The 15304-nt window shown below is 35.1% G+C and carries 12 protein-coding genes; 5 read left to right on the top strand and 7 right to left on the bottom strand.

Annotated elements, in window-relative coordinates:
- Positions 1-284: 284 nt before the first annotated feature.
- Complete coding sequence (locus LC095_RS26105) at positions 285-485, bottom strand: cold-shock protein (protein ID WP_026560538.1); 201 nt, start codon at positions 483-485, stop codon at positions 285-287.
- A gap of 334 nt (positions 486-819) precedes the next feature.
- Here LC095_RS26105 and LC095_RS26100 point away from each other — a divergent pair, with 334 nt between their 5' ends.
- On the top strand, positions 820-2439 hold the full coding sequence (locus LC095_RS26100) for an ABC-F family ATP-binding cassette domain-containing protein (RefSeq protein ID WP_078434489.1): 1620 nt from the start codon (positions 820-822) through the stop codon (positions 2437-2439).
- A gap of 57 nt (positions 2440-2496) precedes the next feature.
- On the opposite strand, the gene LC095_RS26095 is transcribed toward LC095_RS26100, so the two are convergent.
- Both LC095_RS26095 and LC095_RS26090 read right to left on the bottom strand, forming a co-directional pair.
- Positions 2497-3411, bottom strand: a complete 915-nt coding sequence (locus LC095_RS26095; RefSeq protein ID WP_226530832.1) for a CobW family GTP-binding protein — start codon at positions 3409-3411, stop codon at positions 2497-2499.
- A gap of 86 nt (positions 3412-3497) precedes the next feature.
- Positions 3498-4730 (bottom strand): aminopeptidase, encoded by a 1233-nt coding sequence (locus LC095_RS26090; RefSeq protein ID WP_226530831.1) that lies wholly within the window; start codon positions 4728-4730, stop codon positions 3498-3500.
- A gap of 167 nt (positions 4731-4897) precedes the next feature.
- Here LC095_RS26090 and LC095_RS26085 point away from each other — a divergent pair, with 167 nt between their 5' ends.
- On the top strand, positions 4898-6064 hold the full coding sequence (locus tag LC095_RS26085) for an acyl-CoA dehydrogenase family protein (RefSeq protein ID WP_319005862.1): 1167 nt from the start codon (positions 4898-4900) through the stop codon (positions 6062-6064).
- 64 nt (positions 6065-6128) lie between these two features.
- Here LC095_RS26085 and LC095_RS26080 read toward each other — a convergent pair whose 3' ends face one another.
- The 3 genes from LC095_RS26080 to mreBH all read right to left on the bottom strand — a co-directional run bounded on the left by LC095_RS26080 (position 6129) and on the right by mreBH (position 7799).
- Entirely contained in the window at positions 6129-6395 is a 267-nt protein-coding gene (locus LC095_RS26080; RefSeq protein ID WP_216773028.1) for a hypothetical protein, read from the bottom strand.
- A 24-nt stretch (positions 6396-6419) separates the two neighbouring features.
- Positions 6420-6557, bottom strand: a complete 138-nt coding sequence (locus tag LC095_RS26075; RefSeq protein ID WP_226530830.1) for a protein YkpC — start codon at positions 6555-6557, stop codon at positions 6420-6422.
- Between the two features lie 234 nt (positions 6558-6791).
- The gene (mreBH, locus tag LC095_RS26070) at positions 6792-7799 is read right to left on the bottom strand and encodes a rod-share determining protein MreBH (RefSeq protein ID WP_026560532.1); all 1008 of its coding nucleotides are present in this window, start codon (positions 7797-7799) and stop codon (positions 6792-6794) included.
- A gap of 577 nt (positions 7800-8376) precedes the next feature.
- Between mreBH and LC095_RS26065 the strand changes: the two genes are divergently transcribed.
- Positions 8377-10704, top strand: a complete 2328-nt coding sequence (locus LC095_RS26065) for an immune inhibitor A domain-containing protein (protein WP_226530833.1) — start codon at positions 8377-8379, stop codon at positions 10702-10704.
- A gap of 271 nt (positions 10705-10975) precedes the next feature.
- A complete protein-coding gene (gene recQ / locus LC095_RS26060; RefSeq protein WP_226530829.1) occupies positions 10976-13111 on the top strand; it encodes a DNA helicase RecQ in 2136 nt (711 codons plus the stop codon).
- 41 nt (positions 13112-13152) lie between these two features.
- Here the strand turns inward: recQ and LC095_RS26055 are convergent, their stop codons facing one another.
- Complete coding sequence (locus tag LC095_RS26055) at positions 13153-14211, bottom strand: AbrB family transcriptional regulator (protein WP_226530828.1); 1059 nt, start codon at positions 14209-14211, stop codon at positions 13153-13155.
- A gap of 284 nt (positions 14212-14495) precedes the next feature.
- Between LC095_RS26055 and LC095_RS26050 the strand changes: the two genes are divergently transcribed.
- Positions 14496-15155, top strand: a complete 660-nt coding sequence (locus tag LC095_RS26050; protein WP_226530827.1) for a potassium channel family protein — start codon at positions 14496-14498, stop codon at positions 15153-15155.
- Positions 15156-15304 lie beyond the last annotated feature (149 nt).

The raw sequence follows: 15304 nt of genomic DNA, 5'->3' as shown, positions 1-15304 counted from the left end.
AGGTGTGTGAGAAGCTTTTTCTTTGGTTATCTTAGGAAATTTATTAATCTTTATAAGAACATTTTAAGAAAATAAAAAAGCTTGTAGAGAAAAACATCCACTTTCTCTACAAGCTGACCACTCATTTTTGAGTGGCTTTTTTATTTTAAAGAATTACGAAGATTAATTGACCATAGGACTAATTTTAAGTATTAAGTATAAGGATAACTACCACTTGGAGGTTTATTTATAAAAAAAGAAGGCCTCTAAAATAGAGACCTTCTTTTCTTAAATCAATCAGTTAATTATAATTTTGTAACGTTAACTGCTTGAAGACCGCGTTGACCTTGCTCTGTGTCAAAAGAAACTTTTTGACCTTCGTCTAAAGATTTAAATCCTTCGCCTTGGATAGCTGAGAAATGTACGAATACGTCGTCTCCACCTTCAACTTCGATGAAACCGAAACCTTTTTCTGCATTAAACCATTTTACTGTACCTTGTTGCATAATTGTTGCCTCCTGTGTGGAAATTCCACGTTTTATTACTATCCTTGCTCAATTAGATATCAAAGGCGAAAAGTTTAAACCACTTATTCTTTCCTTACAGACCGAACAAAAATAATTCTTACTTATCATAACAGAAATAAAAGGGAAAAGCAAATAGTGAATAGGTATTATTAAAAATTCTTCGTTTTTGTAAGAGTGGATTGATTTGTTGTATTCATTGCTATCACTATGATTATCCATTATAATAGGCATGTCCATAAAAGTATATAAAGTAGTGAAAATACATACTTTTAAAGAAATAGGGTAGACAACCCTTTATTAATGGAGGAGTTATATGATTCAAGTGACAAATGTTAGCTTACGATTTGGTGATCGAAAGCTTTTTGAAGATGTAAATATTAAATTTACACCTGGTAACTGTTATGGATTAATTGGTGCTAATGGTGCTGGTAAATCCACATTTTTGAAAATTTTATCAGGGGAAATTGAAGCTCAAACTGGTGATGTAAGTATGGCACCGGGTGAACGATTAGCTGTATTAAAACAGAACCATTTTGAATACGAGGAGTTTGAAGTTCTAAAAACAGTCATAATGGGGCATAAACGTCTTTATGAGGTTATGCAAGAAAAAGACGCGATCTATATGAAGGAAGATTTTACTGATGAAGATGGAATGAAAGCAGCTGAGCTTGAAGGTGAATTTGCCGAACTAAACGGATGGGAAGCCGAAAGTGAAGCTGCTATACTTCTAAAAGGTCTGGGAATTACTGAAGAGCTTCATTCGAAAAAAATGGCTGAACTAACGGGTGGAGATAAGGTCAAAGTTTTATTAGCACAGGCATTATTCGGCCAACCTGATGTTCTGTTACTGGATGAGCCGACAAACCATCTTGATATTCATGCAATTCAGTGGTTGGAAGAGTTTCTTATTAACTTTGAAAATACGGTTATCGTTGTATCACATGACCGTCACTTCTTAAATAAAGTATGTACACATATTGCTGATCTTGACTTTTCTAAGATCAAAATCTATGTTGGTAACTATGATTTCTGGTATGAGTCAAGTCAATTAGCATTAAAATTAGGCCAGGAAGCAAATAAGAAAAAAGAAGAAAAAATTAAAGAACTTCAAAACTTTATTGCTAGATTTAGTGCAAATGCGTCTAAATCAAAGCAAGCAACATCTCGTAAAAAATTATTGGATAAAATTACTCTAGATGATATTCAACCTTCTTCCCGTCGCTATCCATATGTAAACTTTACACCAGAACGTGAAATCGGAAACGATGTATTACGTGTAGAAGGATTATCTAAAACAATAGATGGAGTAAAAGTTTTAGATAATATAAGCTTTATTATGAACAAGGAAGATAAAATTGCCTTAGTTGGTCGTGACGAGATTGCGATTACTACATTATTTAAAATTTTAGCTGGGGAAATGGAACCTGATAGCGGGACTTTTAAATGGGGTGTAACGACGTCACAGGCTTATTTTCCAAAAGACAATGGAGAGTATTTCAAAGGTGATGAACCAACATTAGTCGATTGGCTGCGTCAATATTCTCCAAATGATCAAAGTGAAAGCTTTTTACGCGGGTTTTTGGGAAGAATGTTATTCTCTGGTGAAGAAGTATTGAAAAAACCAAGTGTCTTATCCGGGGGAGAGAAAGTTCGTTGCATGCTATCAAAAGCAATGTTAAGCGGAGCGAATGTCCTGTTATTAGATGAACCTACAAACCATTTGGATCTAGAATCTATTACAGCGTTAAATAATGGTTTAACAGTTTACAAAGGTGCAATGATTTTTACATCTCATGACCACCAATTTGTCCAAACAATTGCAAATCGTATCATCGAAATTACACCAAACGGAACTGTAGATAAACAAATGACATACGATGAATTTCTTGAAGATGAACAAGTTCAAAAACAAGTGAAAGAACTTTACATTTAAAAATGTTTTAATAAGCCAAGCATCTAAACATAGACGCTTGGCTTATTTGTTTTGAGCTTAAATCACTAGAGTATCTAGCTGCTTTTGTAACATGGAATGATCTAAGTTTTCTCCAATAAATACAAGAGTTAGTTTTCGATTCACTGGCTCCTTCATATATAAAGGCATACCGTAGGAATATTGAAAAAGAAATGATTCTTTCGAATGACTAAAACGAATATAGCCTTTTATACGAAAGATTGTATCAGGCATCTCTCTTAAAAAATCTTCGAATTTTTCTAAATCGATCGGATTAGCAAAAGTATGTACATAGCTTCTTAGATGAAGATGATTGTGAACATGTGCTTGTTCATGTTGTTGCTTCTTGTTTATTTTATTTATCTGAATGGATGATAGAGGAATTGTGGCAAATTCAGTCATAAACAGTTTACCTGTTGGATTTATTGATTGTATTTCAGAGATGATCTTTGCTTTTTCACTTTCAGATAAAGAATCAACTTTGTTAAGAAGAACAACATCTGCATGTTCAACTTGTTCGATCAGTAATTTACGTAATTGAATGCTCAGACCGGTTCGATTTTTCCACCTATTTGCATCCACTATTGTTAAAATGGCTTTTACTTCAAGTTTTTCTGCGAAAAGTGGGGACAAGCAGGCATCCAAGACTTCGATTGGGTGTGCAACACCAGTTGTTTCAATGTATATAGCATCGAGGTCATATTCTCGAAGCATGTTTTCTAACTGTACTTCAAGCTGTCCTTGTATCGTACAGCAAACACAGCCATTTAGCAGCTCCTTTAGAGGAGTCTCTTTAGGAATCATATTTGAATCGATTGAAACTTCACCAAGTTCATTCATGACGACGGCTATTTTACGATGATTCTGTTGTTCCTCTGATAGGATATTTTGAAGAAGTGTGGTTTTTCCAGCACCTAAAAATCCAGATAAAATATATACTTCGACTTGCTTCATGAAAAAAACTCCTTATCTATACAAATAAACTATTGTCATGTTTTTCCTTATGAAAAGGGCTGACAGCAGTCAGCCCAATTAGAAAACTAAAAAGCCCATGTACCATTTCGGAAGATCGCTTCAGATGTTCCATCTTCTCTGATACCATCAATATCCATGTCAGCTGAACCGATCATAAAGTCGACATGTGTTATGCTGGAATTTACACCTACTTGTTCTAATTCTTCACGAGACATTTTCTTTCCGCCTTCTACACAAAATGCATAACCGTTTCCGATTGCTAAATGATTTGATGCATTTTCATCAAAAAGTGTGTTGTAAAAAAGGATACCGGATTGAGATATAGGTGAATCATGTGCAACTAATGCAATTTCTCCTAAATAGTGGGAACCTTCGTCTGTTTCAACAAGTTGTTTTAATACTTCTTCACCTTTTTCTGCTTGTACAGAAACAATTCTTCCATTTTCAAAGGTTAGTGAGAAATTATCAATTAAATTTCCGCTATAGCTTAAAGGTTTTGTGCTTTTCACAATACCGTTTACACCATTTCGTAGTGGTACCGTAAAGACTTCTTCAGTAGGCATGTTTGCCATAAAGAAATTTCCTTTTTCATTTTCACTTCCAGCACCAACCCAGGTATGAGTATCATGAAGTTCGATTGTCAAATCTGTTCCCATTGCTTTATAGTGGAGCTTTTTATACTTTTTATTATTTAAGTAATCCACTTTTGTATGTAAGTTGTCATTATGCTGATTCCAAGCTGTGACAGGATCTTCCTGATCCACACGTGTGGTCTTGAAAATAGCTTCCCATAGCTTTTCAACTTGTTTGTCTTCATGTTCGTTTGGGAAGACCTTTGCTGCCCATTTCTTTGAAGCAGCTGCAATAACAGACCAACTAGCTTTATCTGCTTGTAAATAATTTCGATACTTTGTTAGAGCCATTCCGGCAGCTTTGGTCGATGCAGCGATTCTCTTTGGATCTATACCGCTTAAAAGATCAGGATCAGAAGAGATAATGGACATAAATGCACCATCATTTTCAGCTAAAGTTTCAAGACCTCTTGCTTTCCATTCAGGGTAATCACTTAAAGATTCTTCAGAAGCAAGTTCAAAACGAGTTCGAGTAATCACATCATCGCTCCACTCAACATAAACATTTCGAGCACCTGCCTCATATGCTTTTTTTACAACAAGGCGAACAAAATCAACTACTTCTATTGATGCGTTTATTGTTAAATTTTGGTTAGGTTGAAGATTAACTCCTACACGAACAGCAAGGTCCGCATATTTTTCCAGGTTTTTTTGAAAATTTGCCAAATTAAACACTCCTTCTTATCAGGAAAATATGTAAAAACTGCTAAACTCATTTCATTATTATTGTAACAAAACAAATCAATAGATGGAATGTTAAAGCCCTTTCATAAGTTAAATTACTTTCAGTTAGAATGGAAAATGAATACAATAGGAAGTAACGAGGTGATGACGTGAATTATTTGGATGAACAATTTATTAAAACATCGGATCAAAAAAAATGGCTAATGAAAACAGAAAAGTTATCAAAGGAATTCGCTAAACGAGCAGATTATTATGATCGGAATGGAACATTTCCGTTTGAAAATTTTGATGCGTTAAAAACAGAAGGATACCTTCATCTTACTATTCCAAAAGAATTTGGGGGACATGGAGTAAGCTTATATGAATTTTTATTAGTTCAAGAAAAAATTGCACAGGGTGATGGTGCTACTGCCTTGTCATTAGGTTGGCATTTAGGGATCATGATGCATTTACATGTAACTAAAAAATGGGATGAAGAGATTTATAAACAAATTTGTCAGGAGGTCATTATAAATAAAACATTAATTAATAGTGCTGCAACAGAACCTAACTCAGGAAGTCCGGCGAGAGGAGGAAAACCGGAGACGACTGCTTTTAGAGAAAAAGATACCTGGATCATTAACGGAAAAAAAATCTTTACATCATTGGCTCCAGCTCTTGATTTTTTTATTGTTCCCGCAACAATTGAAGAAACAGGTGAAATAGGAGATTTTCTCATCCCTAGAGAAACACCCGGCGTTGTAATTGAAGAAACGTGGGATACTGTCGGCATGCGTGCAACAAGAAGTGATGATCTTGTTTTAACGAATGTTCGCCTTCATGAGAGTGCATTAGTTGAAAGAAAAGAGAAGAAAGAGCGACCGTCAGCTCAAGGATGGCTGCTTCATATACCTGCCTGTTACATTGGAATAGCTCTTGCTGCGAGAAATGAAGCTGTTAGTTTTGCAAAAACCTATCAGCCGACAAGCCTGCCTCATCCAATAAAAGAGGTGCCAGAGGTAAGGCGGAAGATCGCGGAAATAGATATTAAGTTAACGACTGCAAGAACATTATTATATTCCACGGCTGATAAATGGGATGAATCACCTCAAAAGGAGAGAGGGAAGTTGGCTTATGATTTAGCCATTACAAAGACGATTGTCACGAACACAGCAGTAGAAGTAGTTGATTTAGCAATGAGAATAGTTGGCGGTCAAAGTTTGTACTCTTCAAATCCTCTTCAAAGGTATTTTCGTGATGTGAGGGCAGGATTGCATAATCCACCTTCCGATGATATCACGTATAAAATTTTAGGTGATCGGGCTTTTAGCGAGTAATTAAAAGCATTCAAGTAGGGTAATCTCGAAATTAACCCCTTGAATGCTTATTTTTATGTATATTTTATATATCAGCTGCGAACCCGATAAAATACAATACTGCACCTCCAAACATTAATATTCCTATTACATAAAGGTTTATAATAGATCCAATTAAAGCCTTTTTGTTCATCATGGATACAAAAGAATATGCAAATCCAAACATTAAAATAATGACAAAGACAGGAATTGTATAGGATCCTCCCCACCCGCTAAAAAATAAAAACAGAGCAGTAATCGGAAACGAAAATGGGATGATATGTTGAGTAGTGTTTTTATTTTCAATAAACATACTTCTTTATAACCTCACTTTTTCTTATTCGCTGACAGCTTGCACAATATCATCATTATCAGGAGGATTTCCTGGCATATTTGCTAGTGAAACACTCATGCCACCCATAATAATAACCGCTAATGTTAAACTGATGATAAAACGTCTACTTAGATCTTTCACTCATGTGCCTCCTTAGGTATTATTGATTAACTGAAAAACAAATCATAATTTTTTACCACTAGTAAACCAGATATAATGTATTCAGGAATAAAAGAATTGATGCAACTTATTTTGTGAAAATTCTTGGAAAGATAGAAAAAGAGGTTCATATTTATAATAAAAAAGGATTAAACACACTTGATTTTGTTTCCTTTGATGAAGTGAGTTTAATCCTTTTATTATTTTATTTTCGTATTACTTTGCTACTCTTAGTAATTTGTTTATCACAGAAAGAGATCTGCCTGTACCAATAGCGACAGATTCCAACGGATTTGGAGCTATATGAACTGGAACAATCATTTCTTCACTTACCCATTCTTGAAGTCCCTTCATTAATGCACCGCCACCTGTTAAGATGACACCACGATCTACAATATCACCACTTAGTTCCGGAGGGCAATCTTCTAGTGTCGCTCGAATCGCTTCTAAGATGTGTAGCAGTGACTCTTTCATTGCTTCTTGCATCTCGGTAGATGTGACAGTTATTGTTTTTGGTAATCCTGTCACTAAATCCCGACCCCTGATTTCCATAGATTCTTTTTCATGTTCAATTAATGCATAACCAATCTCCATTTTCATTTGTTCGGCCGTTCTCTCACCAATTAATAGGTTGTAATGTTTACGTACATATTGGATGATATCCTCATCTAATTGATCTCCACCTATCCGAATAGAGTGGCATGTAACAACACCGCCAAACGAAATAATTGCTACTTCGGTAGTCCCCCCGCCAATGTCAACAATTACGTTAGCGATCGGTTCATCTACTGGTAAATCAGCACCAATGGCAGCCGCTACAGGTTCTTCAATTAAATGAACTTGTTTAGCTCCTGAGCTTCGTATTGCATCCTGAATTGCTCTTCTTTCCACAGAGGTTGCCCCTGAAGGTGTACAAACAACAACTGTCGGCTTTCTTACGGACATTCCCAGCTTTTTTGATGCAATTCTCATGATATGTTTTAACATATCCGTGGTAATGTCATAATCAGCGATAACACCATCCTTTAGCGGTCTAACGGCAACAATTTGGCCTGGTGTTTTTCCGATCATGTTTTTGGCTTCAGATCCAACAGCTAATACTTTTTTCGAAACAGTATCAATTGCGACTACAGATGGTTCGTTCAGGACAATTCCTTTGTTTTTTGTATAAACGAGTATATTTGCAGTTCCTAAATCTATTCCAATTTCTGTTGTTGAAAACATAATTTATACTACCTCTTTTCATCATAACTTATATATAGAATTTGTAGAACTTTGTTGTTTTTTGGGGGCTTTCCTCAAGTTGAAAAGAGAACGTCATTCCTTTGTCATAAATGTAATATTTACGTTCAATATATTTTCCAGAATAATATTCTTTAATAATTAAAAGCTTTAAAGCTAAAGTAATTTAAAGTAGTGGGCCCTAATCAAAAAACCATGAGAAATAGTGTTGTTTGTCTGATAAAACAATATTCTTCGTGAGGAAAACTGCCAGGAATATTGATAAATTAAGTTATTTTTGAAGTTGTAAAACTACTTATAATGACCTAGATAATGAGGAAAATATAGGGAAAAAGAACTTATTTTAATTTTCTGAAAATAGAATATTCGAACTATTTATTATATTCATATAAAGATTATAATAATGTTGTAGTTATTAATAATATTAGTAGAATCATTTGAGTTCTAAAGGCTTTCTACTAAATGAAGGGGGATTTAAGTGAGAAAATTGAATAGGGGTAAACAGGAGAAAAACAGGCGGTGGCAAACCACGTTAAAAATTACAGCGAGCTCGGTCGTTATGGGGGGACTTTTGTTTAGTACATATTTACCGAATGGTTCAAACGTCCAAGCAGTGAGTAATGTACAAGAATCTGCACCTATTGATTGGAATATTATTCCTGAAGAAAGATTAGCAAACTCATTAAAAGAACAAGGTGTTGTTTCGAAGAATGCTAGTAGTCAGCAAGTGAAAAATGCAGTAAAGGAATATGTTGAGAAAAAACAAGGTGAGAAGCCTGGTAAGGTATCCGAAAAACATGAAGATGAAGTGTTAATGGACAAGAAAACAAAGGATTTCCTTACAAAACAAAAGGACAAGCTTGCTAAACAACTTAGCAAAGGACATGAAAATTATAAAAAAGGCAAACCAAATGGTGCAGTGAAAGTAAAATCAGCCAAGCAGGCACCTTACAATGGCGATGTCCGTACGGATAAGGTTTTAGTTCTTTTGACTGAATTTGAAGATTTTAAACACAATAATGTTGTTCAAGAAGATGGATATATGTTTGCTGAAGACTTTAATCGAGAGCATTATGAAAAGTTAATGTTTGGTGATAAAGAATTCAAGCTGTTTAACGGGGACAAAGTGAAAACGTTTAAGCAATACTATGAAGAACAATCAGGTGGAAGTTATACGGTAGATGGTACAGTTTCGGATTGGCTGACAGTCCCAGGTAAGGCAGCTGACTATGGTGATGACAACCCTGAAGGAGGACATGATAACCTGGATCCTCAGGGGCCGCGTGATTTAGTAAAAGAGGCGTTGGATGCTGCGGTTGAAAATGGAATAGATTTATCCGAATTTGATGAGTTTGATTTATATGATTTAGATGGTGATGGAAATCAAAATGAACCAGACGGTCTAGTTGATCATCTTATGATTATTCACGCAGGTACAGGTCAAGAAGCGGGTGGAGGAAAGCTTGGAGATGATGCTATTTGGTCTCATCGCTGGACATTGGATGGCGTCTATTCTATCCCTGGATCTCAAGCTAATGTTGACTATTGGGGAGGTCAAATGGGTGCGTTTGACTATACAATTCAACCGGAGGATGGAGCTGTTGGTGTTTTTGCACATGAATTTGGACATGATTTAGGGTTGCCGGATGAATATGATACGCAATATTCAGGTCAAGGTGAACCTGTTGCTTCATGGTCGATTATGAGTGGTGGAAGCTGGAACGGAAAAATTGCTGGAACAGCCCCTACAAGTTTTTCTCCGCAAAATAAGGAGTTCTTCCAAACGACTATGGGAGGTAACTGGGCAAATATTTTAGAGGTAGATTATGAGCAGATTACGAAATTAGGTATTGCATCGTATATTGATCAAAGTGTAACAAAATCTAAGAACCCTGGTATTGTAAAAGTAAATTTACCACAGAAAAATGTTAAGGGTTTCATGCCAGATGAGGCTGGAGGGGAAAATTATTACTACAGCACAAAAGGTGATGACCTTCATACAAATCTTCAAACTCCTGAATTTGATTTAACAAATGCAACATCTGCAGAATTTAAGGCGTTGCAATGGTTTGAAGTTGAATATGATTATGACTATGTCTATGTAAATGCTGTAACAAGTGATGGGCAAACTGTTCAGTTAGACGTAATCGGTGATGAAAATACTGAAGGCGGAATGGAAACGACAAATGGAAAATGGGTACAAAAAACATACGATTTGAGTCAATTTGCAGGTAAAAAGGTTAAACTTGTTTTCGAATATGTAACAGATGGCGGCTTAGCACCACAAGGGTTTGCTCTTGATAACATTTCGGTTACAGCTGATGGCGCAGAAATTTTTACTGATGATGCTGAAAGTGAAGCGCAAGTAACATTAGAAGGATTTATTATTTCTAACGGGTTTTCAAAGGCGAATAATCATTACTATCTTGAGTGGAGAAACTACGCTGGATCTGATAAATCTTTAGCATATTCTCGTGAAGCGGAATATAATACAGGTTTACTAGTTTGGTACGCAGATGAAAGCTACACAGATAACTGGGTAGGTGTTCATCCGGGCCAAGGTTTCCTTGGTGTCGTTGATTCACATCCTAAGGCGGTCTATGGTACTTTAAACGGACAGAAAACTGTAGCCCAAAGTACTCGTTATCAAATTGCAGATGCTGCGTTTTCATTTGATAAAACGCCAAGTTTCTTTGTGGATTCTCCTACACGTGGAGCATACGAATTTGTAGGTCTAAAAGGAGTGAAAAAGTTTGATGATTCCAATAACTATATCGATCCTGTAATCCCGGATGCTGGTCGACTTATTCCAAATCATGGCTTAAAGTTTGAGGTAATTGGTGAAGCAAAAGACAACTCGGCAGGCGCTGTATGGATTCATAAATAAATTGATAACTAACTCATACTCTTCAAACGGAGGGAAATGAGTTAGTTTTTTTCTTTTTCTGTAATAAATAATATTTTTTACTCATTAAACCCAAAAAACAATATTCACAATCATAATTCGATGAACTGAAATCTATTTTGTTTGGTTTGATTACATTAAAATACAGTTTTATAATTTAAAAGATCAATATTACTAAAATTACGGAAAATGATTCTCGTGTTATACTTAGATTTATGTAAACGATAGGAACAATTAATACAAGGGTGATGAAATGTTTCAAAAAGCAGAAGAACTTTTAAAAGAATACTTTGGTTATACCTCTTTTCGTAAAGGGCAAGAGGATATAATAAAAAATCTATTAGCAGGCAATGATACATTAGCAATTATGCCAACTGGTGGGGGGAAGTCAATCTGTTATCAAATACCAGCATTATTACTGGAAGGGATTACGATTGTTATTTCACCTTTAATTTCTCTAATGAAAGATCAGGTAGATGCGCTGACTAGTGTTGGTATTTCTTCTACTTTTATAAATAGCAGTTTATCCTCAAAAGAACTGAACGAAAGAATACTCGAATTGAGCGCTGGAGAGTACAAAATCGTGTATATCGCTCCAGAGAGATTAGAGTCTGCCTCATTTCGTGACCTGCTTGTTTCTCTTCCTATTTCCATGGTAGCAATTGATGAAGCGCATTGTATTTCACAGTGGGGGCATGATTTTCGACCAAGCTATAGAAATATCGCGCATATGATTTCGATCCTGCAAATAAAACCGTTGGTTGTTGCTTTAACGGCTACAGCAACAAGAGAAGTAACAGCAGATATCTGTCAGTTGTTGGATCTAAATCAGGATCATACATTTGTTACTGGTTTTACAAGGGATAATTTAACATTTAATGTGATAAAAGGTGAAAATAAACGCGATTTTATTTTGAAATATCTAAAAGCAAATCCAAGAGAACAAGGCATTATATATGCAGCAACTCGCAAGGAAGTTGATGAATTATCAAATTTTCTAGAGAAAAGCGGATTTAAATGCGGTAAATATCATGCTGGTATGTCTGAACATGCCAGAGCTGCACAACAGGATCAATTTCTGTTTGATGAATTTCAGATTATGATTGCTACGAATGCATTTGGTATGGGGATTGATAAATCGAATGTTCGTTATGTCATTCATCATAATTTACCCAAAAATATTGAAGCATATTATCAAGAAGCAGGACGCGCCGGAAGAGATGGTGAACCGAGTGAATGTTTTATTTTGTTTGCAGGACAAGATATACAGCTTCAGAAGTTTTTGATTGAGCAATCAAGCTTGAATCATGAAAAGAAGATCCATGAATATCAAAAGCTTCAGCAAATGGTGGACTTATGTCATACAGAAAAATGCATCCAATCTTATATAGTTGAATACTTTGGTGAAAAAATCCCTGAAGTGGATTGTGGGAAATGCATGAATTGCCGTGATACACGTATTAAGACCGAAGTGACAAGAGATGCCCTTATGGTATTTTCATGTGTAAAGCGAATGAATGAGAAATTTGGTAAGACAATGGTTGCACAAGTATTGAGGGGATCGAATAATAAACGGATATCTCAATTCGAATTTCATAAACTCACAACATACGGACTAATGAAAAGTAAAACAGAAAAACAAATTGTTGATTTTATTGATTTTTTGATAGCTGAAGGATACTTGTCATTAACAAATGCTCAATATCCTGTTTTGCTGCTTACGAAGAAGGCTATAGAGGTATTGGTGGAGAAAAAGCAAGTATTCAAAAAAGAACAAATGACTGTTCAAGCTATCCAAGTGAATGATGAATTATTTGATAAATTGAAGCTGATAAGGAGAGATCTTGCAACAGAATTAGGTGTCCCACCTTATATTATATTTTCGGATAGTAGTTTAAGGGATATGAGTAACAAATGTCCAACAAATGATGAGGATTTTCTGGAAGTTAAAGGTGTTGCTCAAACAAAGTTAGAACGCTATGGAGAGGTATTTATTTCTGCTATATGTGAGTATGTTAATGTAGAAAGAACAAAGACCAGTGCCCAAGTTATAAGCAAAAAAGTAATTGAAAACCACGATAAAACACCAAGTCACCTTTTAACATTTCAATTGTTTATTGAAGACGTAACGATTAAAGAAATTAGCGAACAACGAGGGCTCACTGAAATCACTGTTCAAAATCATATTATTCGTGCTATTGAAGAAGGTCAATCGATTGATTGGTCACGAATTCTTACTGAAAAGCAAGAAGAATTAATAAAGAATAAAATTAAAGAATTTGGGGCAGATTTATTAAAGCCGCTTAAAGAAAACTTACCAAATTACATCGATTATTTTCAAATAAAAGCAGTAATTAGTAAATTGAAAATGGATAGAGTGAAAAATTAACATAAGCGCACATCTGGTTTTAACTAGATGTGCGTACTTTTTTATGCACTAAGATGTTTATTTTGTACTTTATTTATACTGAATTTCAATATAGAAGGAACAAAGCTAATGATAAAAATTAATCGGATGAATTGCAGGGAACTTACTATCGCAGGATCTGCACCTATTGTAGATGCGGTTAATACCATTTCAACAAGACCGCCTGGTGCGAATGATAGCATCGCCGTTCCTAAATCTATATCAGTAATAAGAGTGAACACATAACCAAACCCAAAACTAGCTCCTATTAATAAAATAGTTGATAGTAAATAAAGTCCACAATATTTTCCGCCACTTTTTAGATCTTGAAATGTAATCATTAAACCAAAACCTACACCAATCGATACCTGAGCAAATAACAGAAAAATCTCATGAAACACAGGTAAATGTAAGCCGATAATATTTAATAAAGCTGTCGAAAGGAGGGGGCCAATGACAAATGCTGCAGGTAAAACTTTTCTAAGGCTCCATCCAACTAAGCTGGCTAGTATGTACCAACCAAACGCTAGATTACTTGTGTTAATATCCGTAGTAGCAATTGTTTGTGCAACTTGATTTGTGCTAAACATATGTTGAATTGTAAAGGGAACCATAAAAACGACAGTTAAAAGCCTAACAGTTTGAAAAATTGTTACTAGAGATGAATTCGCTCGAACTGATTCACTAGCTGCTACCATTTCAGTTAATCCACCAGGTATGGATGCGAAAATACTTGTGTTTCGATCGATATTGACAATTTTACTAATTAAGACTCCGTTTATTACGCTAAGGATAATCAATAATATTGTAACGACTAAAAAAGGTAGTATATAAGGTCCAACTAGAAGAAAGGTTTGTTTTGTGAAAGAAAGACCAAAAGATATGCCTAATATAATAAAAGAAATGTTTTTTAAAATAATTGGTTGTGAGAATTGATCAAAATTAGTAAAAATAGATCGCCATAAGATCAGGAAGGTCATAGGTCCTAATATCCATGCAAGTGGAATGTGGCAAAGATAAAAAATATATCCACCTAAAAAACCGATAATATAGGGGAAGATGGTCGCTTTAATTTTATTCAAAATCTAATCCTCCAGTGAATATCATCAAATAATCAAAACTTAAGCATGTAAACCATTTGGGTTATGTCATAATTTATTCTTTCCATTTTATCATAATTCCTGTTCTATCACGATTAGTTCTTCTGTAAAAGAATTTTGATTTATGGTACGATTTTTTAGAAAGCATTAAACGATCTATGGCATGAAAATGTCATGAAAGATCGTATGGAGTAAATTTTGACTATTACCATTCAAATTGACAACAAACCGAGATTTTCTAATGGTTGGTATGTGGAGGAGTACTTATGGGAAAAGAATTTGCAGTTATTGGACTTGGGCGGTTTGGAGGAAGTATCTGTCGTGCGTTAAGTGAAGAAGGCATGGAAGTTATGGCGATTGACACAGATGAAGATAAGGTGAATGAATTTGCTAATATTGCTTCACACGCTGTTGTTGGAGATACCACCGATGAAACAGTTTTAAAAAGTTTAGGTATACGTAACTTTGATCATGTAATCGTTGCGATAGGTGATAATATACAAGCTAGTATTTTAACAACACTTATCTTAAAAGAACTTGGAGTGAAACATATCACAGTAAAAGCTCAAAATGATTATCATGAAAAAGTCCTTTCAAAAATTGGGGCAGATCGAATTGTTCATCCTGAGCGTGACATGGGGAAAAGGATAGCCCATAATATTATTTCAAACAATGTATTAGACTATTTAGAGCTGTCAGATGAACACAGTATTGTAGAAATTGTTGCAAATGAAAAACTTAATGGTCATTCTATTATTGATCTGGATATCCGTGCGAAATATGGGATTAATATAGTGGCGATGAAGAGGGATAAAGATATTATCGTTTCACCGCAAGCAAATGAGATTATTAAAAAGAATGATATCCTTATCGTCATCGGTGCGGATACAGATATCAACCGTTTTGAAAAGCGGTTACTCGGGTGAAAAAAACAAAAGCCGTCACTTAGGTGACGGCTCAGCTTGTAGAGAAAGTGGGTGTTTTTCTCTACAAGCTTTTTTATTTTCTTAAAATGTTCTTATAAAGATTAATAAATTTCCTAAGATAACCAAAGAAAAAGCTTCTCACACACCTA

Source organism: Metabacillus niabensis (genome assembly GCF_020524345.1).
GTDB lineage: Bacteria > Bacillota > Bacilli > Bacillales > Bacillaceae > Metabacillus > Metabacillus niabensis_B.
Note: the sequence above shows the minus strand (reverse complement) of the source record. Positions and strands in the feature narration are given on the sequence as shown.

Excerpts from the sequence above, each read along its gene's own strand:
- LC095_RS26080 (WP_216773028.1), bottom strand. The coding sequence starts at position 6,395 with ATGTTTATTGAAAATAAAAACACTACTCAACATATCATCCCATTTTCG.
- LC095_RS26065 (WP_226530833.1), top strand. The coding sequence starts at position 8,377 with ATGGGGGGACTTTTGTTTAGTACATATTTACCGAATGGTTCAAACGTC.
- LC095_RS26095 (WP_226530832.1), bottom strand. The coding sequence starts at position 3,411 with ATGAAGCAAGTCGAAGTATATATTTTATCTGGATTTTTAGGTGCTGGA.
- LC095_RS26100 (WP_078434489.1), top strand. The coding sequence starts at position 820 with ATGATTCAAGTGACAAATGTTAGCTTACGATTTGGTGATCGAAAGCTT.
- recQ (WP_226530829.1), top strand. The coding sequence starts at position 10,976 with ATGTTTCAAAAAGCAGAAGAACTTTTAAAAGAATACTTTGGTTATACC.
- mreBH (WP_026560532.1), bottom strand. The coding sequence starts at position 7,799 with ATGTTTTCAACAACAGAAATTGGAATAGATTTAGGAACTGCAAATATA.
- LC095_RS26050 (WP_226530827.1), top strand. The coding sequence starts at position 14,496 with ATGGGAAAAGAATTTGCAGTTATTGGACTTGGGCGGTTTGGAGGAAGT.
- LC095_RS26105 (WP_026560538.1), bottom strand. The coding sequence starts at position 485 with ATGCAACAAGGTACAGTAAAATGGTTTAATGCAGAAAAAGGTTTCGGT.